Source organism: Robertmurraya dakarensis (assembly GCF_900156875.1).
GTDB classification, from domain to species: domain Bacteria; phylum Bacillota; class Bacilli; order Bacillales; family Cytobacillaceae; genus Robertmurraya; species Robertmurraya dakarensis.
The window spans coordinates 2,021,663-2,039,966 of sequence record NZ_LT707409.1; the positions used below are offsets into that span (position 1 = coordinate 2,021,663).

Consider the following 18,304-nt stretch of genomic DNA (forward strand, 5'->3'; position numbering starts at 1 on the left):
TTTTATCGGAAGAGGAGACAAAACGAATGCTATCAAAATTAAAAGGGATCCTCGTTTTTCGCAGAAGGATCCCATAGAATTTCTAATATTGTTTCATCCCTCTGTCCTGGTCCATATTGGATCTAGGCAGACATCTATTATGTTAAGTATTACAGAATGGTGCAGCTCTACCTCGATACTGCCCGCAAAAAAATTATAACAGATTTATTAGGCTCTTACTATAAAAAAATATAAATTATTCTGTTAACTCTATATCAGCCGAATAGATTTGATGTATCTTTCCATCATTATCTTTAATTAACAGTACTCCATCTTCCGTAATTCCGATGGCTTTCCCATATATATTTCCAGACAGTGTTCTGGCATTGATCATTTTTCCAATGCTGACTGCATAGCTTTCCCATAACAATTTAACTGGGGAGAAGTCTTTTTCCAAGTATAGCAAATAAAGTTTTTCTAATTTGCTAAATAGACTGCGAATTAAATCCGCACGATTAAAGAGTTCCCCTTTTTCAATGGAAAGTGAAGTTGCTATTGACCTAAGCTCTTCAGGGAAATCCTGCAGCTGTTGATTAACATTTATGCCGATACCGATAATAACGGAATGAATGGTATCAGCCTCTGCTTGTAATTCGGTTAAAATGCCTGTTACTTTCTTGCCGTTTATTAGAATATCATTTGGCCATTTAATTTCAGGTGTTAACCCTGTACATTCTTCAATAGCCTGTACTACCGCCACCGCTGTTAAAAGTGTAAGCTGTGGAGCTTTCGGGATTGGCAGTTTGGGTCTCAGGATAATGCTCATCCAAACCCCAGTAGATTTTGGAGAATGCCAATGCCTCTGCATTCTCCCTCTTCCAGAAAGCTGTTCTTCAGCAATTACAACCGTTCCCTCAGATGCATTTTCAAGTCCAAGCTGATGAGCAATCTTTTGCGTACTTTCAACACTTTCTTGATAGTGAATATTCTGGCCGATAAAAATAGTATTTAAGCCTAATCGAATTTCATCCTGAGAAACCTTCTCAGGAATTTTCACAATTCGATATCCTTTTCTTCTAACCGCCTCTAATTCGAAGCCTTCTTTCCGCAATTCTTCAATATGCTTCCATACGGCTGTTCTTGAGCATCCAACAATATCCGCTAGATGCTGTCCCGATAAATATTGATCACGATTTTCAGCAAAGGCATCCAACAGTTTTTTTCTTAGCTCTGATTGCACTTAAACAACCACTCCCTTATACCTTCTCTAGTATTATCTGTTTCTTTTATCAACACGGCTTCTTCAATTTTTACAAGGGTTTCTTCTACCCAAGGACCACCTCTTTGATCAAACCATTGTATTAGGTCCTTGCCTGTTACAGCCAGGTCGCTTCTCTTTTGGATAGGCATAGATGTCAGCATTTGTTGGAGTGCTTGTAATACGCCGTTATCATCCCGATCAGTTAAGCTATGATAAAGTTTTTCCGTGCTCATGACTAAATCAGGCTGTGCTTTGTAGGCATGAACGATAGTCCATTGTTGCTTAAGCCTGAAATCCAGCCAAATCAAGCCTTTTTTGATTCTTTTGATCTTTTTGACTGGCTGTTTCCACTTCCTTAAAAACATGTCAACATCACTAATTGCTATTTGTAAATGATGCAGTAGTAACACCCAATGTTCTTCACTGGACAAACTTCGGTCTCCAGCTACTTTTAGAAAATCATAAAGAGCTTCCCGCTTCCCGTAAAGACCTGGCAAATATTGATATAACCCCGTATCTAATAAGATTTTAAGAGCATTTCTGCTATTTCTTCCAAGCAGCAGCTTTTCAAATTCTACAGCTATTCTTTCTATCGCAATATGCTTTAATAAGGAACCGTATACTTTCAGTGCTTTGTAGGTCATGATTTCAATAGAGAAGGATAATTGACTGACAAAACGAACTGCTCTCATCATCCTCAAGGCATCCTCTTGAAATCTTTCTTTCGGTTCTCCTACCGTACGAATAACTTTTGCCTCAATATCTTTTTTACCATTAAACGGATCAAGCATAACGCCGCTCTTATCCATCGCAATCGCATTCATCGTGAAATCTCTGCGCATTAAATCCTCATTTAGAGATCGAACGAAGGAAACCTCATTCGGTCTCCTAAAATCACTATACTCGGATTCCGTACGAAAAGTTGTCACTTCGTATGTACTGCCTCCATAGATGACTACTACCGTACCATGCTCAATCCCTACATCTACAGTATTGTTAAATATTCCCATAACTTCATCAGGAGTTGCAGATGTTGCAATATCTACATCGTGTATCTCTTGGTTTAACAAAAGATCCCTGACCGAACCGCCAACAAAATAGGCCTGGTATCCTGCTTTTTCAATTTTTTCTAAAATGGGCAATGCTTGTTTAAAGGCTTGTATCATAGCAGCTCACCTTTTTTTAATAACTCAAAATAGAGATTTTCATATTGTTCTACAATGATTTCTGCTTTGAACTTTTCCTGAACAAGGTTAAGTGACCGTCTAGAAAAATATTGGTGCAGCTTTGCATCAGATAAAAGGGCGACCGCCTTGGCTGCAATCTCTTGTATATCGCCTAATTCACATAAGTATCCCGTTTCCCCATCCACAATGACCTCAGGAATTCCGCCAATATTTGTCCCAATACATGGTACACCGCAAGCCATTGCCTCTAATGCCACTAGTCCAAAGCTTTCTTTTTCTGATAGCAGCAGCATCAGATCACTAATAGAGTATAGCTCCTCAACATTTTCTTGTTTGCCTAAGAAGAGTACCTTATTTGTTATCTCAAGTTCCCTTACTAATCTCGTGACTCCGCGCATTTCAGGACCATCACCGATCAGCAGCAGCTTTGCATCTATTTCCTTAGAGATTTCTGCAAAGGCTCTGACGACATCTTGAACACGTTTTACTGGTCTAAAATTACTAACATGAATAATAACCTTCTCATCAATTCTAATTCCTAACTCTTCCTTGAGATATGCAGAATTACGAACTTGATACACTCGTTCATCAATAAAATTATAAACAGGTATAATTTTCTTTTTTGGACGAATTAGATCATATGTTTGCTGTATCAGTGAATTTGATACAGCAGTCACTACATCGGACTTTTCAATCCCAAATCTAATTGCATCCGTTAAAGAAAGATCATATCCTAATACGGTAATATCCGTTCCATGCAGAGTTGTCACAATTTTGATGTCCTTGCCGCTCATCTGTTTAGCGAGTATGGCACAAACAGCATGCGGAATGGCGTAATGAACATGAAGAAGATCAAGGTTTTCGCTATTAATAACCTCCGCCATCTTACTCGCCAGGGCAATGTCGTATGGTGGATATTGAAACACCGAATATTGATTTACTTCTACTTGATGGTAATAGATGTTGTGGTACATTTTTTTCAAGCGAAAAGGGAGACTAGATGAGATGAAATGGATTTCATGACCTTTCTCTGCCAGCATTTTCCCAAGCTCAGTGGCAACAATACCAGAACCTCCCACTGTTGGATAGCACGTAATCCCGATTTTCAATTTATTCATTTTACATCTCCTACGCTGTACTAACGGACCCTTCCAAAGGGCGTCTCAAACTCATTTTTTGAAATCTTTACTTGCCTCTGCATTTCTTTCAGCAATGATTTCCCGCCATGATATATCCCCGCGTTCAAGACCTTTAATAATAATTTCAGCTGTTCCCATATTGGTCGCAAGCGGCACAGCATATACATCACATAAGCGAATCAATGCGGATACGTCTGGTTCATGCGGCTGGGCCGTTAATGGGTCTCTGAAAAATAAAACGACATCCATTTTATTTTTTGCTATCATGGCACCAATTTCTTGATCCCCTCCTAAGGGACCGGATTGGAAACGATGTATAGTAAGACCAGTTGCTTCCATTATTCGCAATCCAGTTGTGCCTGTAGCAAATAGGGTATGATCCTTGAGGATTTCCGTATATGCCATAGCAAACCGTACTAAGTCATCTTTTTTCTTATCATGTGCGATTAAGGCGATGTTCACTTTGTCCCCTCCTATTCAAGAATATTTTCCAATCCATAAACAAATGTATCAATCTTCATAACCGTATCAACTGAAAGCTTTACACCCGACATGAAAGAAGCACGATTATAGGAATCATGGCGAATTGTTAAAGCTTGTCCTTCTGATCCAAACATCACTTGCTGATGGGCGATTAAGCCTGGAAGTCGAACAGAATGAATATGCATCCCCTCCATGTTTGCTCCCCTTGCACCAGAAATCGTTTCCTTTTCATTTGGATGACCCTGCTGCTTCTTTTCTCTAACTTCCGCAATCATTTCCGCAGTTTTAACAGCCGTACCGGACGGAGCATCAAGTTTTTGATCATGATGCAATTCAAGTATTTCCACATCCCCAAAGTATTTTGCAGCCATTTGAGAGAATTTCATCATTAACACCGCACCAACAGCAAAGTTTGGGGCAATAATACAGCCGATTTGTTTTTCCTGACAAATGGTTTCAAGCTCTTGTAAATCCTCTTTCGTGAAGCCTGTTGTACCAACTACCGGCCTCACACCATGTTGTAGAGCTGTTCTAGTATGGTGCATCCCTACTTCAGGTGTTGTTAAATCGATTAACACATTCGCCTGCACGTCTGTTAAACAGGATTCAATGTCTTCGTATACAGGTACAGATATCCCGGTAAACCCTTCTATGTCACTAAGTTGTTTACCTCCATGCTTATAATCCAGGACCGCAGCCAGCTCATAATTCTCCGTTGTAGTCACTAGGTTTACTGCCTCTTTTCCCATTCTTCCTCTTGGTCCTGCAATAATGACTTTTACTTTTGCCATTTCTCCTCACTCCTCATTCTGATCTATTTTCGTCCAGCGATCTTTATCTCTGGTATTAAATTTTTTCATTACCGTATCATGAGCATGTTGTAAATCAATATTCAAAGAATTTGCAAAGCAGGTTAGGACAAATAAAACATCGCCTAACTCTTCTTCAATTGATTTCTCATCCTCTGACCCTTTTTTTGGTTTCTCACCATAGTAATGATTAACTTCGCGTGCCAGTTCCCCGAGCTCTTCTGTCATTCTTGCCATCATTGCCAGCGGGCTAAAATAACCCTCTTTAAACTGGCTTATGTATGTATGTACCTCAGCCTGCATGTCTTTGAGGCTTTTTTCTTTCTCCATCTATTCCACCTCACTTAATATGATTGCTTCATGAACGGGCATAATAGATTATATTATATCATTTTTCATGTTAGCTAATTGCCTGTTTGATTACAAACATTTTATGAAATTTGTAGAAAGAAGATATCAATTTCTTTTTGTTAACAAATGTTGCCATTCTGGAATTCGTCTTATATAATATAAACGCTTTAATGGCATACACAAAATAGGGATAGGAGGGCAATAAATGCCATTTGGTCTAAAGTTTAAAAATACGTTTTTCATTATACTAGGGGCCGCCATTTACTCTTTTGGAATCGTTCATTTTAATATGCAAAATAATCTGGCAGAAGGTGGATTTACAGGAATTACATTAATGCTTTATTTCATCTTCAATTGGGATCCATCCTATACCAATCTCCTCCTAAACATCCCGCTATTTTTTATTGGTTGGAAACTATTAGGCAGGAATGTCTTTCTCTATACGATCATCGGCACTGTCAGCGTTTCGGTATTTCTATGGATTTTCCAGCGTTTCATGATTCACATTCCACTATATGAGGATTTAGCTCTTGCCGCGCTATACGCAGGAGTCTTTATTGGAATTGGATTAGGGATTATCTTTCGGTACGGTGGAACAACTGGGGGAGTCGATATTATTGCGAGGCTAGTCCAGAAATATGTTGGCTGGAATATGGGTAAAACAATGTTCCTATTTGATGCTGTTGTGATTACCCTTTCTCTGCTTACATATTTATCCTATAAAGAAGGCATGTACACATTAGTCGTTGTTTTTGTCGGTGCAAAGGTCATTGATTTTATGCAGGAAGGAGCCTATTCTGCACGCGGAGCCATGATCATATCTGATAAAAATGATGAAATTGCCACAAAAATTTTAGAAGAGATGGATCGTGGAGTAACCGTTCTTAAAGGTCATGGATCCTTTACAAAACAGGAAAGAGAAGTACTGTACTGTGTCGTAGGAAGAAATGAAATAGTTAGATTAAAAAACATTATTACAAACGTAGACCCTTTTGCTTTCGTTTCTGTCACAGTCGTACATGACGTGCTGGGGGAGGGATTTACGTTAGATGAAAACAAAAAACCTATTGAATAAACGAAAGAAGACAGCCAATCAAGATTGGCTGTCTTTATATATATTAATCATCACTCTGCATACCAGTGAAAATGAGGAGTAATCGAACTAATTCGAGAACCGCTACAAGTGCAGCAGCAACATATGTCAGCGCAGCTGCGTTTAACACCTTTCGTGTTTCTCTTTCTTCATCATTTCGTATAACCCCTAATGAAACCACCTGTTCCATTGCCCGGTTTGATGCATTGAATTCCACAGGCAATGTGATAATTTGAAATAAAACCGCGGCAGCCATAAAGGCAATCCCTAATAAGAGCATCCCGCTCAACTGAGCAAATATCCCAATCAAAATAAAAATCCAAGAAAGATTAGAGCCAAGATTCGCAACTGGAACTAGGGCGTGGCGGAAACGCAAAAATGCATAATCCTGCCCATCTTGAATCGCGTGTCCGACTTCATGGGCAGCAATGGCAGCAGCAGCCACTGAGTGACCATGATAGTTATTAGTCGATAGTCGTACCGTTTTTGAACGAGGATCATAATGATCTGTTAAATGTCCATGTGTCTCTACAACATCAACATGGTATAGTCCATTGCTATCTAGGATTCTTCTGGCTACTTCTGCCCCTCTCATCTGAGATGAAGAAGCGACTTGAGAATATTTCTTGTATGCTCCCTTGACCTTAAATTGAGCCCATAACGGAATGATCATAATTAGCACGAAATAAATGATAAATGACATGGTTGTTAGTATCTCCTCCATAAAATGTTCTTACTATAAGTTTATTAAGATGGGGTTTGGATGTCAAACAAAAACACTTTACATACGGGTTTTCTGTCGTTCAATTTCTTTTTCACCTTTATATTTTCTCCATCCCACATAAGATAATGTAACAACAATGATACTTCCTGTTGTAATGATTACCCACCACAAAGATGGATCTGCTTCATCTTCTGTCACTCCATCAAATAGATCCTTAAGGTTCTGTTCCAATAAACCCAACTCTTCCTGACTAGCCGGTTCTGCAAGCACTTGAGGACGATATTGATCGATATAACTTACACGAGTATCGATTTCTTGGACCTTATCAAACGAAACATCTAATTTCATACTAGGATAAATGACCTCATACAAAACCAAAAAGGAGTTTAAATGGGAATGGAATTCCCCGCTATCCCCTTTTATAGCAGCTTCCTTCATTCCAGCAAATACAGTCATAATCGGTTCTTCCATATCTGTCCATAGCGGCTGATTTGAAGACGTCACTGCATCAATGGCTAACCGAAATTTTGTCATTGTATTCATTCGCTGTATATGATTCATATCAGGACTAGCCATCGCTTCTACAGCTTCATTATGTGCAGTAGTAACAATTCGGAGCTCGTCCATCGAGAAAGTTTGGTGGTCCATTGTGTATGTTAGAAATTGATCGGAAAAGTAATCTAATAGTTTTTTAGCATCATCATAGCGAGAGGACTTTACTAATTGTAAGGCCTCGTCCGAGATTTGATCAAGCTTATCAATTGACGATAAGGAGTGTTCTGCATTTATAGAAATGGGTGCTAGTAAAAGTAGCATGATTGACAAAATAGCTGCCATTAATTTCATTCTTGTCCCCCCTCATATTACTACTTAAATCGTATGAGGAGATGGACAAGGTTAGACCAAAAATTTATACTGTGTTATATTTTGATCGATAAAGACAATCGGTCTTTTCTTAAAACAAAGTAATATGCAGTGGCTAAAGACAAGATACTGAGCCAGAATGTAAAATAACCAATATGTGGTATGTAATCATCCAGCATATGATACTGCGGCATCATAAAGTATACATAATCAATCACATCATTATGTAAAGTCCAAATTGCTGTAACAATAAGATGCCAAACTTTAAATCGATAAAAAGGAGCATATAAGATACCCTGAATCGCCATTGCTCCATGTGAGAACATCAGCATCAATCCAGCTCCATCAAGCTCCCCTGATATAATGAATACTAAACCATTCATAACAACCGCCCAAATTCCATACTTCACCAGCGTTACAATCGCTAACGCTTCAAACAATGGCCAATTTCTGCCTAGTAAAAAAGCGAGAAGCACAAACACAAAAAACAGGCTAGCAGTTGGACTATCTGGAACAAATAGCAAAAAGATAGGCGGAGTTTCTACTAATTGATACCGATACCAATAGTATCCGTAAGCAGTACCGAGGAAATTAACTATAAATAGGAGCATTAAAACGGAACGATTAGCTAAAATTGAATAAATCCACTTCAAACATTTCACCTCTTTTTAAATAAATATCACACACTAATAGATAAATCATACACCAATACATCCATTAAAAAAAAGCCGACGATGTCTCGCCAGCTTTTTTTATATACTACTCGCTTTTTAACCCAGAGATAAATTCTGCCAGTGTTTGTAACTCTTCATCACTGCCAGTAAATAAACCGCCTGGCATAGCGCCTCTACCATTCTTAGCAATCTCTGCTACTTCTTCAGGTGCTAAACCTGTATCAATAAGAGCAGGAGCTGCCGGGCCGCCTTGAAGCTCTCCTCCATGACATGTTATACAGCCATTTGCTTCAAGAAGTTGATATCCTTCTGCAGAAGTATCAATTTCAACTTCTGCCACGATTTTACCTTGCTCTGCAGCTGCTTCCCAGTCATGCATGGCAACGGATTCCCAAGTAAGATATGTAATTCCAGCTAGAGCTAGTAACATAAATCCAGTTGCTAGTGGTCGCTTAGAAGGACGTCTTTCTGGTCCACGATCGATGAATGGAGCTAATAATAGAGCTCCAAATGCTAGTCCTGGAATAACGAGAGCTCCAATAACATTATATGGACCTGAAGCGTACGCGTATTTTAGCAATTGGTATAAGAATAAAAAGTACCAGTCAGGCAGTGGAATATATGCCGTATCACTCGGATCCGCAATTTTCTCAAGCGGAGATGGATGAGCGACTGTTAAACATAAAAAACCTACTAAGAAAACAGCACCAACTAACCATTCCTTTAAAAGGAAGTTAGGCCAGAAAGCTTCTGTTTTGCCTGGGTATTCCGAATAATCTTTCGGGATATTCGGCTTACGTCCATCGGCGGGAACACGTGAGTCCCCTACGAACTTCAAACCTTTTCCACGATGCATTGAGTAGTCCCCCTCCTTCAATCATGTAATATTTAAATAAACATTTTCTTACAATGGACCTGAAATACCCTGCTTACGAATCATCATGAAGTGGGCAGCCATCAATCCAAATAGTGCTGCTGGTAAGAAGAATACATGGATTGCAAAGAAACGAGTAATCGTTTGTGCACCAACAATGTCAGAGTGACCAGCAATCAATATCTTCATATACTCACCGATAAATGGTACAGATTCAATAATCGTAATAGTAACCTTTGTTGCAAATAACGCTTTCATATCCCACGGTAATAGATAACCTGTTAATCCTAGTGCAAGCATAACGAAGAAAATTAGAACTCCAACTACCCAGTTAAGTTCACGAGGTTTCTTGTATGCGCCCTGGAAGAAAACGCGTAACGTATGTAAGAACATCATTACGATAACTAAACTTGCGCCCCAATGGTGCATTCCTCGAACAATTTGTCCGAAAGCAACTTCGTTTTGCAAGTAATAAATAGATTCCCATGCATTTTTAATATCCGGAACATAATACATCGTTAAGAACATACCGGACAAAATTTGAATTACGGTAACGAAAAACGTTAAACCACCAAAACAGTAAACAAACGCAGAAAAGTGATGCGCAGGGTTTACGTGTTCAGGAACTTCATGGTCTGCGATATCGCGCCATAAAGGCGTAATATCTAAGCGTTCGTCAACCCAATCATATAGCTTATTTAACAATGATTACGCCTCCTTTCGCGGCTCGGCTTTACCTAAAGCTAGGAAGCCATCTGAATCTTTATAAGGATATACATCTAATGGTGCACTTGGTGGTGTACCAGGCACATTTGTTCCATCCTTTGTATACAACCCATTATGACATGGGCAGAAGAAATGGTCTGGGTTTGCATCATCTGTATTCCAGGCTACTGTACAGCCTAAATGTTTACAAACTGGTGATAATGCAAGAATCTCTCCATTTTCATCTTTAAAAACCCAAGCTTGGTTCGTTACTTCAGAAGTATACCAACCATCCTTTTGCTCAAAAGAAAAGTCTACTCGAGTAGGCTCATTTGTTATATCGGCAATTTTCATACCAGTTACAACAAAATCTCCTGCTGCATCATGTTTTAAGACTGGATCAACAGCAAAACGCACCATAGGCATAAGCATACCTGCTGCCATGAATCCTCCCACACCTGTGAGTGTATAGTTTAGGAATTGACGTCTTGTAACGCGCTGTTTGCTCATTCTTTTCCCCCCTCTATTTGTAAATTTCTAGTCCAACGGACAAATTTCAACACAGTATAAAACTAGGACATTCTCATGATATATCAATAATATAAAGAGGTCAATACAATTCCTAATAAACAATCTTTTATGTCACACTAAATTTCCTTTTACTAATTTTCTTTCCATTTTTGGACAAATAAATTTAACAATTGCTTCACTTGATCTTCTAGAATCGTATTTCGAGAATTAGAATCTAGATTTTCAAGCGGCAAAGAAGGCAGCCAAATTACATTTCCATCAAATTTTGCTTCTCTAGTCCTCCAGTCACTGTCAGACGTTACATAAAAAATATGTTTAAAACCTTGCTGGACCAGTTCTGAATACCAATTATTTATCTCTTCTATAAGCTTGTCCTCAGAATTTTGTTTCAAATATGTATAGCCAGGAAGCATAAGCAGCCTCCCTTTGAATTGTCTCTCTAACTGGATAGAAAGCAGCGTTATGAACTCCGTCATAGAAACAGCTTGTTTCATGTCTGGCCCAAATGAAACTGGCAGCAACGGAAGAACAGCCGTATCTACATATTCCTTTGCACCTAAATATACTTCAATATCCTTTGACACCCAATTCATCATCATCACTCCAAATTTATGAATCTTTGTCTATCATACCACTTCAATGAACATGCTTTCAAAGGCAAAATAAAAAGCCTGCTTTTGAAAGCAAGCCCAACCACTATTATTTTTCGCTGATTTTCTTTAACTTACTAGTCAGCTCTTTAAATGATTCTTCATCATTGTTATCCAATGCTTCGTCTATTAACCGAAGAAGCTTTTCTCTCTGATAATTTTCCAATGACGTGGACAGAAACTTTTCAGCTATGAGCCGGTCTTTATCACTTATCTGTAGACTTTTAGGCATGTATGGGTTTTCTTCTAAAACTGCAGCATACTGATGGGCCTGATTGGAAGCATGGAAATTCAATTGGATAAAAATGTCCTCGTCTCGGTTTAAGCGAATATCATGAAATGATTTTTCAGCATCAGTAGTCATAACATTCTCTTTATAGAACCGAAACGGCACTTCATCAACACAATGGGTGGACATCACAAGTCCTCGAGGACAATATTGAGCTTGCTCAACGAAATGAACCTTCTCCATTAGCTGATCATGACTCATCAAGTAATTTAAAATCCATACACACTCACGTCTTTTTAATTGATAATGATTAAGGAACCAGCGAATAAAATCTTTCTTCTCGTTGACAGATACAGGGGTCGTCATCGCTCTTTCCCTCCTCTGCTTGCAACTTTTTTTGTTAAACAAAGTCATCTGTGATTCTTTGCAGTACTTCTTCAAATTCCACGTTACTAGGATCCATTTGAAGCAGCTTCTTAAATATTTCGGCAGCCTCGCTTCTTTTTCCTTCTTCTATTAAGAAGTATCCGAAATCTGTTAGAAAATCTTTATTGTTCTTAAAAAAATTATATGCAAGTTGATATTTGTTTAATGACTGTGAAAATTTTTCTAGATGCTGAAGCGCAATTGCTTCATCCCAAATTAATTGTGGTTCTTCTACAGCGTTTGATTCCATCGAAGTGATTATATCTAAGACATCTTCGTACCTTTCTTGATGTAGGAAAATTTTGTTTAATGTTAAAGCAGCCTCTATAAACTCAGGATCAATTGCTAATGCTTGCCTAATAAGATCCTCTGCTTTGGTTTCTTCTCCTAATTTCAGGGCGATTTTCCCTCCGTATAGGAACAAGTCTTTATTATATTCATCATATCTTAATCCATGCTGTATCGATTCAAAACTTTTTTCAAGTTCTTCTTCTTTTTCGTACGCCTTCGCTAAATACAAATAAAGGGAATTATATTCAGGGTCAAGTTCCATTAATTCAGTAAATTTTTCAATAGCGGTTTTATTCATTCCTGCCTGATAAGCTGTTAGTGCATAATTAAATAGTGTATTGATTTCCAAGTTCTCTTCTAGTGCTTTTTCATAGTGTGGAATCGCTTCTTCAAAAGCGCCCCCTGCACTAAAAGCATCCCCCAAGCGTTGATGTACATTTACGCCTGCAATTTCATGCTCCACTTTTAAGACTTTATTATATGATTTAATGGCTTCTATAAACCGCCCTTGTTCGGAATATAATTCACCTAGGGCAAAATCTATAATGACTTCTTCGGGTAAAAGCTTTTTAGCCACCATGAGCTTTTGCTCGCTTACTTCATAAAGTCCCTGCATTTGATACAAATCCGCTTGCAAGAGCAAACATTGGGGATAACTCGGGTCATTCTCATTAATTTTTCTTAGGACTTCGAGAGCTTCTTCCTCTTCTCCGAGTTCCATCAGCGTCTCCCCGAGAAGCACAAGAAGTTCTCCTTCTTCTGGATAAATAGTCAACAGCTTCTCGAATAAAGATTTTGCTTCTTCAAGAAAGCCATATTGAAAGAGTTCTTCACCAAGAACAATTCTTTCTTCATTTGACCCTTTTTCTAATATTTGATTTACTTTTTTGAATGCTTCTTCATGTTGACCGTTTTCTATAAGAGTGATGATTTTATTTACTGTTTCCATTTAGAAATCCTTTCCTGCGTTTCGCCTAGAGTTTTAGCCTATCTCATATGGTGCAAGTGTTATCAGCCCATTTCCGTTACCTGCTGGTAAAGAATGAAGGTGTCTGAATCATTACTTGTTCTCCGAAACCCGGCCTGAACAAGACTTTTTCACCTGCGCGAATAACTGTACCCTTATGAACAGTAACGGCTAACCTATGATTATGATAATGAAATAATGCGGATTCTTCAATTTTATTGTCTTCGTCATCTAATAAATACAGGTTATAACTGACCTCAGATCCCTGCTGAAGTGCAGATTTTAAAGGGAGAATTCCCATTTTCATCAAATTTATTGAAGATATTGGTGCGCTTGCTTCCATCTCATTTTCAATAAAAGGGATCTTCTCGTTTGTTAATAACTCCAGCCATTTTGTCTGAGCTTGTTTTTTGAGCCTTGGTTTATCCTGTTTAAAAATCGGAATAAGCGGGCTATTATAAGGAAACATCGCTTCCCTAACCCATCCCCACTGGATTTCATACAGCTCTTTAATGTCAGTAATCTCTACAAATATGGCGGGAGTTTTTTCTTTCTTACACCTTCTCATAAAACTTGGCGTTAAAAGTTTAACTGGGATTTTTACTCCAACAATAAAATCAATTGGGCTGTTTAAGAGCCTTTTTTTGATTTCTATCAAGGCATTCCTGAATAAATATTCTTTCTCAATTGAAGCATAACATAAGAATAGAGTGGAGCCTTTCTTCAAAAATGCGTCCATGTAGTATTGTCTCATTCTTTGAAAGGATTGCTCAAATGGAAGATTGGGGTCGAAAATGATGTGAGGTGCTGTCATAATAAATGAACTCGCATTAAACCTCATATAAGAATATCTCTCAAAAGATGGTCTTATCAATTCAATACGATCTTCATTTATTAGAATGGATGCTTGTTCAACATTAGACTCCTTCAAAATATTAGCATGTTCAATGATATAAGCCATAAAACCACCCTCTTAAACGGTCTTATGACAAGCTATGCACTAAACTTAAATATGATGACAAATAAAGCTGCAGAAACTCTGCAGCTTATAATAAAGACCTATTTTTTTAGATTAGACTGTCTAAATGGGAGAAAAACGATGGATAAGAGACAGAAATTGCTTCTCCATTTTCAAGGAAAACTTCTTTATCACTCAGAAGTGCAGCAACCGCTAACATCATCCCTATTCTATGATCGCCGTGGCTGCTGACCGTGCCGCCAGTTAATGGAGTTTTCCCATAAATAATCATTCCATCGGAAGTTGCCTCAATGTTTGCACCTAGCTTTTTCAGTTCATTAACGACGGTATCGATACGGTTTGTTTCTTTTACTTTTAATTCCTCTGCATCTTTAATAACCGTAACTCCTTCAGCTTGAGTTGCTAAAAGGGCAATTACAGGAATTTCATCGATTAATCTTGGAATAATATCTCCCTCAATTGTTGTTCCTTTTAAATTAGAAGTCTTAATGGTAAGGTCACCCATAGGTTCAAAAGCCTCCGGGTGTTCGTTGCTAATGGTTAGTTCAGCCCCCATTGAGAGCATGACGTCAATAATCCCAGTTCTTGATGGATTTAGACCTACATTCTTCAATGTAATCTCACTGTCTTCTACAATTGCTCCAGCTACCAAAAAGAATGCAGCGGAAGAAATATCGCCAGGAACTTGAACATCCGTCGCTTTGAACGCTTGTCCGCCTTTAACTGTGATCGTCAAATTATCGACCTCTACCTCGCCGCCAAACTGTTTAATCATTCTTTCAGTATGGTCCCTTGTCTTTGAAGGTTCGATGATAACCGTTTCACCTTCAGCTTGAAGTCCAGCCAACAAAATAGCTGACTTTACTTGGGCACTTGCGACGGGAAGCTCATACGTTATCCCTTTCAAGCTTCCTCCCCGAACAGAGATTGGTGTAAACTCACCATTGTTTCTGCCATCAATCGATGCCCCCATACTTTTTAGTGGAATCGTCACTCTCGTCATCGGTCTTTTAGCAATGGAAGAATCACCTACTAGGGTAGAGAAGAAGGATTGTCCCGACAAAATACCCAGCATTAGCCTAATGGTTGTTCCAGAATTTCCTACATCAAGGATTTCCCCTGGTTCAACTAAGCCCTTGAATCCTTTTCCATGAATGATGAGCGTTTCATCTTCTTGCTTAATCTCCACTCCAAGTTTTCTAAAGCAAGAGATCGTACTTAAACAATCTTCACCAGATAGAAAATTGGTAACAGTTGTAGTCCCTTCAGCCAAGGCTCCAAACATTACGGAACGATGAGAAATAGATTTATCCCCTGGAATTGTTAATGTTCCTGAAAGATTTTTGATATTATTTACTAATTTTACTGATTTCATCTTATCATCCTTCTACATAGCTGACTTTGTAATAAACAGATTCATCAAGGACCTACAGATGTGTCAAAGTTTGTATTTCTTTTTATGCATTTATCTGCTCTCTCTCGGTCCTCTTCTGTTTGAAAACTAATCACGAGTATTCCGTATACTCCTTCTCTTGTTTCACGGATACGGATATTGGTTATACTAATATTCTCTTCAGCCAAGTATCCGGTAACCTCTGAAATGACCCCTGGATAGTCAGGAATATCGACAAATAAATCATAAAATGCAGGAATAGCACCCTTTTCTCTCATTGGCATTTCATCACGGAAGCGTTTAGCTTGATAAAAATATTGAAAGATCTCGTCTGCATTTTCATCAATAAGCATTTTCGAAACCTTCGCCATTTCATCCTGCCAATCATTTAACAGTGTAAGCAGTACATCTTTATTATGTAGTGATATATCTCTCCACATTTCAGGGCTGCTGGAAGCAATTCTTGTTATATCCCTGAAACCACCTGCAGCTAATCTGGTCACAAGCTCCTGTTGGTTGCTGGTTCTTTCAGCCTGATGTACAAGCGAAGCCGCAATCACATGTGGAAAATGACTAATTACGCCTGTCAAATAATCATGCTCGTCCGGTTTAATGGTCAAAAATTTAGCTTTCGTGCCAATTAACCATTCTTTAAGCTTTTCTACCTGAGCTCGTTTTATGTCATCTTCTGGAGTTAATAAATAAAAGGCATTTTCAAAAAGAATATCCTTTGCGGCCGTTACCCCACTCTTATGAGAACCTGCCATCGGGTGTCCACCAATAAATGTAATCCCTTTTTCCTTTAAACAAGAAGCTTTTTCAACAATTTCTTTTTTAGTACTTCCTGCATCGGATACAATGACATCTTCCTTCAAAGGTAGTTGACAGAGCATTTCTATTATTTTTTCAGTTACCTGAACGGGTGTTGCGATTAAGATCACATCTGCCTCTACAGCTTGATCTGGAATACTTTCCGCAATTTCATCAATAACTCCAAGCATTTTCCCTAGTTTACATTGTTCCTCATTATGATCGTAACCAACAATCGTTGCATGAGGATGCTTTTTTTTAATACATAGAGCTAATGAACCCCCGATGAGTCCCAGCCCGATAACAAATACACGACCTTTCAAGGGTACACCTGCTTTCTATAGACCATTACTATTTTTATAAAATAGTTGATCTTTCTGTTAAAAATTCTTTTATAGCGCTCAAGACCCCGCTGTTTTGGTCAACAGAACCGACAGTAATTCTCACAGAAGTAGGGAAACCTAAGCCCTTACCAGATCTGACAATATACCCTCTCTTCTGTAAAAACTGAAACACCTCATCACCATCGACCTTAAAATCAACTAAGATGAAATTGGTTTGTGAAGGGTGATAGGACAAATCATGTTCATCGCAGAATTGATAGAATTGCTCTAGACCTTCGCGATTCTTCTGTTTACACATTTCTACATATTCTTGGTCTTCTAATGCTGCAATCGCAGCCTTTTGAGCAAGTGTTCCTGTATTAAAAGGACCTCTTGCAGGTTCCAAAGCACGGATCACTTTCTCATTACTGATTCCATAACCAATTCGCAGACTCGCTAATCCATATGCCTTAGAGAAAGTTCTCAATATAATAAGATTCTCAAATTGATCAACAAGATCAATACTATCTAGATAATCTTCTGCTACTACATACTCAAAATAAGCCTCATCTAACACAACAAGAGTTTCCTTAGGAACTCTATTGATAAATGAAAGAAGAGCATCCTTACCTATGTAAGCCCCCGTTGGGTTATTCGGATTACATACCCAAACAACATTTGTTCTTTCATCTATAGCCTGCAGCATCGCTTCTAAATCATGTTCACCATTTACAGATGGAACTTCCCTTACTTCTGCCCCTTCTATAATGGCATTATGTTTGTACTGCGAAAACGTTCCAGTCGACATTACGGTGTTATAGCCAGGACGGAGCAAAGCCCTAGAAATAATTTGGATATTTTCATCTGAACCATTTCCAAAAATTAATTGAGTTGGTTTGACTCCTAATCTCTCAGAAAGCACCATTCTAATGTCGGTAGCATACCCATCTGGATACAGCGCAAAAGATCCGTCAAACTCTTGAATTGTTTTTAATACCTTTTCAGAACATCCAAAAGGATTCTCATTGGATGCAAGTTTTATGATTCTTTCTAGCCCAAATTGTCTTTTTACTTCATCAATTGATTTTCCTGGCTGGTAAGGTGTCAGCTTTAACACTTGATCTTTGAATCTCATCCTATTCACCTCTAAAACATTGTTGACTGCATCATTTCAATATTCGAACAATATTATATAAATTACGATTGTAAATCTGGTCTAAGAGCAATAGCTCGTTCTAAATATATATGGTTGATTTCCTTCTGACTTTTCGATGTGTTAACATGGACCATTACGCGAATACACATTTTAAGAGAGTTTTTTACAGGTATTTCTTTCATGCACATCACAGGCACATGCTTCCATCCATCAATTTGTCTTAGAGCCCTTGCTGGAAAAACATCGTCAAGGTCATTGGTAACCGAAATAAACACAGAAGCAACATCCTCTGCATTTACTTCATTTTGCAAAATAAGTTCCCTCATCATTCTTTCAGTAGCACTTACGATCACTGCTTCATTGTTTTCTTCAACCGTAATAGCCCCTCTAACCCCTCTAATCATCC

At 38.4% G+C, this 18,304-nt stretch carries 21 protein-coding genes; 1 reads left to right on the forward strand and 20 read right to left on the reverse strand.

Annotated elements, in window-relative coordinates; genetic code table 11:
• Window positions 1-235: 235 nt before the first annotated feature.
• From CZ487_RS18540 to CZ487_RS18565, 6 genes are read right to left on the reverse strand one after another with little or no spacing between them, the layout of a single operon-like run.
• The gene (locus CZ487_RS18540) at window positions 236-1,219 is read right to left on the reverse strand and encodes a biotin--[acetyl-CoA-carboxylase] ligase (RefSeq protein WP_077213777.1); all 984 of its coding nucleotides are present in this window, start codon (window positions 1,217-1,219) and stop codon (window positions 236-238) included.
• A complete protein-coding gene (locus CZ487_RS18545; protein ID WP_077213778.1) occupies window positions 1,204-2,406 on the reverse strand; it encodes a CCA tRNA nucleotidyltransferase in 1,203 nt (400 codons plus the stop codon). The genes CZ487_RS18540 and CZ487_RS18545 overlap by 16 nt, the downstream gene beginning before the upstream one ends.
• Window positions 2,403-3,545, reverse strand: a complete 1,143-nt coding sequence (bshA, locus tag CZ487_RS18550; protein WP_077213779.1) for an N-acetyl-alpha-D-glucosaminyl L-malate synthase BshA — start codon at window positions 3,543-3,545, stop codon at window positions 2,403-2,405. Before bshA ends, CZ487_RS18545 begins: the two co-directional genes overlap by 4 nt.
• 51 nt (window positions 3,546-3,596) lie before the next feature.
• Window positions 3,597-4,028 (reverse strand): methylglyoxal synthase, encoded by a 432-nt coding sequence (gene mgsA, locus CZ487_RS18555; protein ID WP_077213780.1) that lies wholly within the window; start codon window positions 4,026-4,028, stop codon window positions 3,597-3,599.
• 11 nt (window positions 4,029-4,039) lie between these two features.
• Window positions 4,040-4,840 carry a 4-hydroxy-tetrahydrodipicolinate reductase gene (gene dapB / locus CZ487_RS18560; RefSeq protein WP_077213781.1) on the reverse strand — a complete coding sequence of 267 codons (801 nt, stop codon included), beginning with the start codon at window positions 4,838-4,840 and terminating at the stop codon, window positions 4,040-4,042.
• Between the two features lie 6 nt (window positions 4,841-4,846).
• Window positions 4,847-5,188, reverse strand: a complete 342-nt coding sequence (locus tag CZ487_RS18565; protein WP_077213782.1) for a nucleotide pyrophosphohydrolase — start codon at window positions 5,186-5,188, stop codon at window positions 4,847-4,849.
• Between the two features lie 226 nt (window positions 5,189-5,414).
• On the opposite strand from CZ487_RS18565, the gene CZ487_RS18570 reads away from it, so the two are divergent.
• Complete coding sequence (locus CZ487_RS18570) at window positions 5,415-6,284, forward strand: YitT family protein (RefSeq protein ID WP_077213783.1); 870 nt, start codon at window positions 5,415-5,417, stop codon at window positions 6,282-6,284.
• A gap of 43 nt (window positions 6,285-6,327) precedes the next feature.
• On the opposite strand, the gene CZ487_RS18575 is transcribed toward CZ487_RS18570, so the two are convergent.
• The 14 genes from CZ487_RS18575 to aroH form a co-directional block, all read right to left on the reverse strand.
• Window positions 6,328-7,005 carry a zinc metallopeptidase gene (locus CZ487_RS18575; RefSeq protein WP_077213784.1) on the reverse strand — a complete coding sequence of 226 codons (678 nt, stop codon included), beginning with the start codon at window positions 7,003-7,005 and terminating at the stop codon, window positions 6,328-6,330.
• Between the two features lie 78 nt (window positions 7,006-7,083).
• On the reverse strand, window positions 7,084-7,872 hold the full coding sequence (ypjB, locus tag CZ487_RS18580; protein WP_077213785.1) for a sporulation protein YpjB: 789 nt from the start codon (window positions 7,870-7,872) through the stop codon (window positions 7,084-7,086).
• Between the two features lie 74 nt (window positions 7,873-7,946).
• A complete protein-coding gene (gene lhaT / locus CZ487_RS18585; protein WP_077213786.1) occupies window positions 7,947-8,543 on the reverse strand; it encodes a lipoprotein heptaprenylglyceryl N-acetyltransferase LhaT in 597 nt (198 codons plus the stop codon).
• Window positions 8,544-8,649: 106 nt separating this feature from the next.
• On the reverse strand, window positions 8,650-9,420 hold the full coding sequence (locus tag CZ487_RS18590) for a menaquinol-cytochrome c reductase cytochrome b/c subunit (RefSeq protein WP_077213787.1): 771 nt from the start codon (window positions 9,418-9,420) through the stop codon (window positions 8,650-8,652).
• A 48-nt stretch (window positions 9,421-9,468) separates the two neighbouring features.
• The gene (qcrB, locus tag CZ487_RS18595; RefSeq protein ID WP_077213788.1) at window positions 9,469-10,143 is read right to left on the reverse strand and encodes a menaquinol-cytochrome c reductase cytochrome b subunit; all 675 of its coding nucleotides are present in this window, start codon (window positions 10,141-10,143) and stop codon (window positions 9,469-9,471) included.
• Window positions 10,144-10,146: 3 nt separating this feature from the next.
• Window positions 10,147-10,653: a QcrA and Rieske domain-containing protein gene (locus tag CZ487_RS18600; protein WP_077213789.1), complete on the reverse strand. Its 507-nt coding sequence runs from the start codon at window positions 10,651-10,653 to the stop codon at window positions 10,147-10,149.
• Window positions 10,654-10,805: 152 nt separating this feature from the next.
• On the reverse strand, window positions 10,806-11,267 hold the full coding sequence (locus CZ487_RS18605) for a YpiF family protein (protein ID WP_077213790.1): 462 nt from the start codon (window positions 11,265-11,267) through the stop codon (window positions 10,806-10,808).
• A 106-nt stretch (window positions 11,268-11,373) separates the two neighbouring features.
• Window positions 11,374-11,919 carry a ReoY family proteolytic degradation factor gene (locus CZ487_RS18610; protein WP_077213791.1) on the reverse strand — a complete coding sequence of 182 codons (546 nt, stop codon included), beginning with the start codon at window positions 11,917-11,919 and terminating at the stop codon, window positions 11,374-11,376.
• Window positions 11,920-11,953: 34 nt separating this feature from the next.
• Window positions 11,954-13,219 carry a tetratricopeptide repeat protein gene (locus CZ487_RS18615; protein WP_077213792.1) on the reverse strand — a complete coding sequence of 422 codons (1,266 nt, stop codon included), beginning with the start codon at window positions 13,217-13,219 and terminating at the stop codon, window positions 11,954-11,956.
• Between the two features lie 76 nt (window positions 13,220-13,295).
• Window positions 13,296-14,198: a hypothetical protein gene (locus CZ487_RS18620; protein ID WP_077213793.1), complete on the reverse strand. Its 903-nt coding sequence runs from the start codon at window positions 14,196-14,198 to the stop codon at window positions 13,296-13,298.
• 106 nt (window positions 14,199-14,304) lie between these two features.
• Window positions 14,305-15,591, reverse strand: coding sequence for a 3-phosphoshikimate 1-carboxyvinyltransferase (gene aroA, locus CZ487_RS18625; protein WP_077213794.1), 1,287 nt, complete (start codon window positions 15,589-15,591; stop codon window positions 14,305-14,307).
• A gap of 44 nt (window positions 15,592-15,635) precedes the next feature.
• Window positions 15,636-16,742 (reverse strand): prephenate dehydrogenase, encoded by a 1,107-nt coding sequence (locus CZ487_RS18630; RefSeq protein ID WP_077213795.1) that lies wholly within the window; start codon window positions 16,740-16,742, stop codon window positions 15,636-15,638.
• A gap of 34 nt (window positions 16,743-16,776) precedes the next feature.
• Complete coding sequence (gene hisC, locus CZ487_RS18635; protein ID WP_077213796.1) at window positions 16,777-17,877, reverse strand: histidinol-phosphate transaminase; 1,101 nt, start codon at window positions 17,875-17,877, stop codon at window positions 16,777-16,779.
• Between the two features lie 62 nt (window positions 17,878-17,939).
• The gene (aroH, locus tag CZ487_RS18640) at window positions 17,940-18,302 is read right to left on the reverse strand and encodes a chorismate mutase (RefSeq protein ID WP_077213797.1); all 363 of its coding nucleotides are present in this window, start codon (window positions 18,300-18,302) and stop codon (window positions 17,940-17,942) included.
• Window positions 18,303-18,304 lie beyond the last annotated feature (2 nt).

Excerpts from the sequence above, each read along its gene's own strand:
- hisC (WP_077213796.1), bottom strand. The coding sequence starts at position 17,877 with ATGAGATTCAAAGATCAAGTGTTAAAGCTGACACCTTACCAGCCAGGA.
- dapB (WP_077213781.1), bottom strand. The coding sequence starts at position 4,840 with ATGGCAAAAGTAAAAGTCATTATTGCAGGACCAAGAGGAAGAATGGGA.
- CZ487_RS18575 (WP_077213784.1), bottom strand. The coding sequence starts at position 7,005 with ATGTCATTTATCATTTATTTCGTGCTAATTATGATCATTCCGTTATGG.
- CZ487_RS18545 (WP_077213778.1), bottom strand. The coding sequence starts at position 2,406 with ATGATACAAGCCTTTAAACAAGCATTGCCCATTTTAGAAAAAATTGAA.
- CZ487_RS18600 (WP_077213789.1), bottom strand. The coding sequence starts at position 10,653 with ATGAGCAAACAGCGCGTTACAAGACGTCAATTCCTAAACTATACACTC.
- CZ487_RS18610 (WP_077213791.1), bottom strand. The coding sequence starts at position 11,919 with ATGACGACCCCTGTATCTGTCAACGAGAAGAAAGATTTTATTCGCTGG.
- CZ487_RS18615 (WP_077213792.1), bottom strand. The coding sequence starts at position 13,219 with ATGGAAACAGTAAATAAAATCATCACTCTTATAGAAAACGGTCAACAT.
- aroH (WP_077213797.1), bottom strand. The coding sequence starts at position 18,302 with ATGATTAGAGGGGTTAGAGGGGCTATTACGGTTGAAGAAAACAATGAA.
- ypjB (WP_077213785.1), bottom strand. The coding sequence starts at position 7,872 with ATGAAATTAATGGCAGCTATTTTGTCAATCATGCTACTTTTACTAGCA.
- CZ487_RS18565 (WP_077213782.1), bottom strand. The coding sequence starts at position 5,188 with ATGGAGAAAGAAAAAAGCCTCAAAGACATGCAGGCTGAGGTACATACA.
- CZ487_RS18605 (WP_077213790.1), bottom strand. The coding sequence starts at position 11,267 with ATGAATTGGGTGTCAAAGGATATTGAAGTATATTTAGGTGCAAAGGAA.
- CZ487_RS18570 (WP_077213783.1), top strand. The coding sequence starts at position 5,415 with ATGCCATTTGGTCTAAAGTTTAAAAATACGTTTTTCATTATACTAGGG.
- CZ487_RS18590 (WP_077213787.1), bottom strand. The coding sequence starts at position 9,420 with ATGCATCGTGGAAAAGGTTTGAAGTTCGTAGGGGACTCACGTGTTCCC.
- aroA (WP_077213794.1), bottom strand. The coding sequence starts at position 15,591 with ATGAAATCAGTAAAATTAGTAAATAATATCAAAAATCTTTCAGGAACA.
- bshA (WP_077213779.1), bottom strand. The coding sequence starts at position 3,545 with ATGAATAAATTGAAAATCGGGATTACGTGCTATCCAACAGTGGGAGGT.
- CZ487_RS18620 (WP_077213793.1), bottom strand. The coding sequence starts at position 14,198 with ATGGCTTATATCATTGAACATGCTAATATTTTGAAGGAGTCTAATGTT.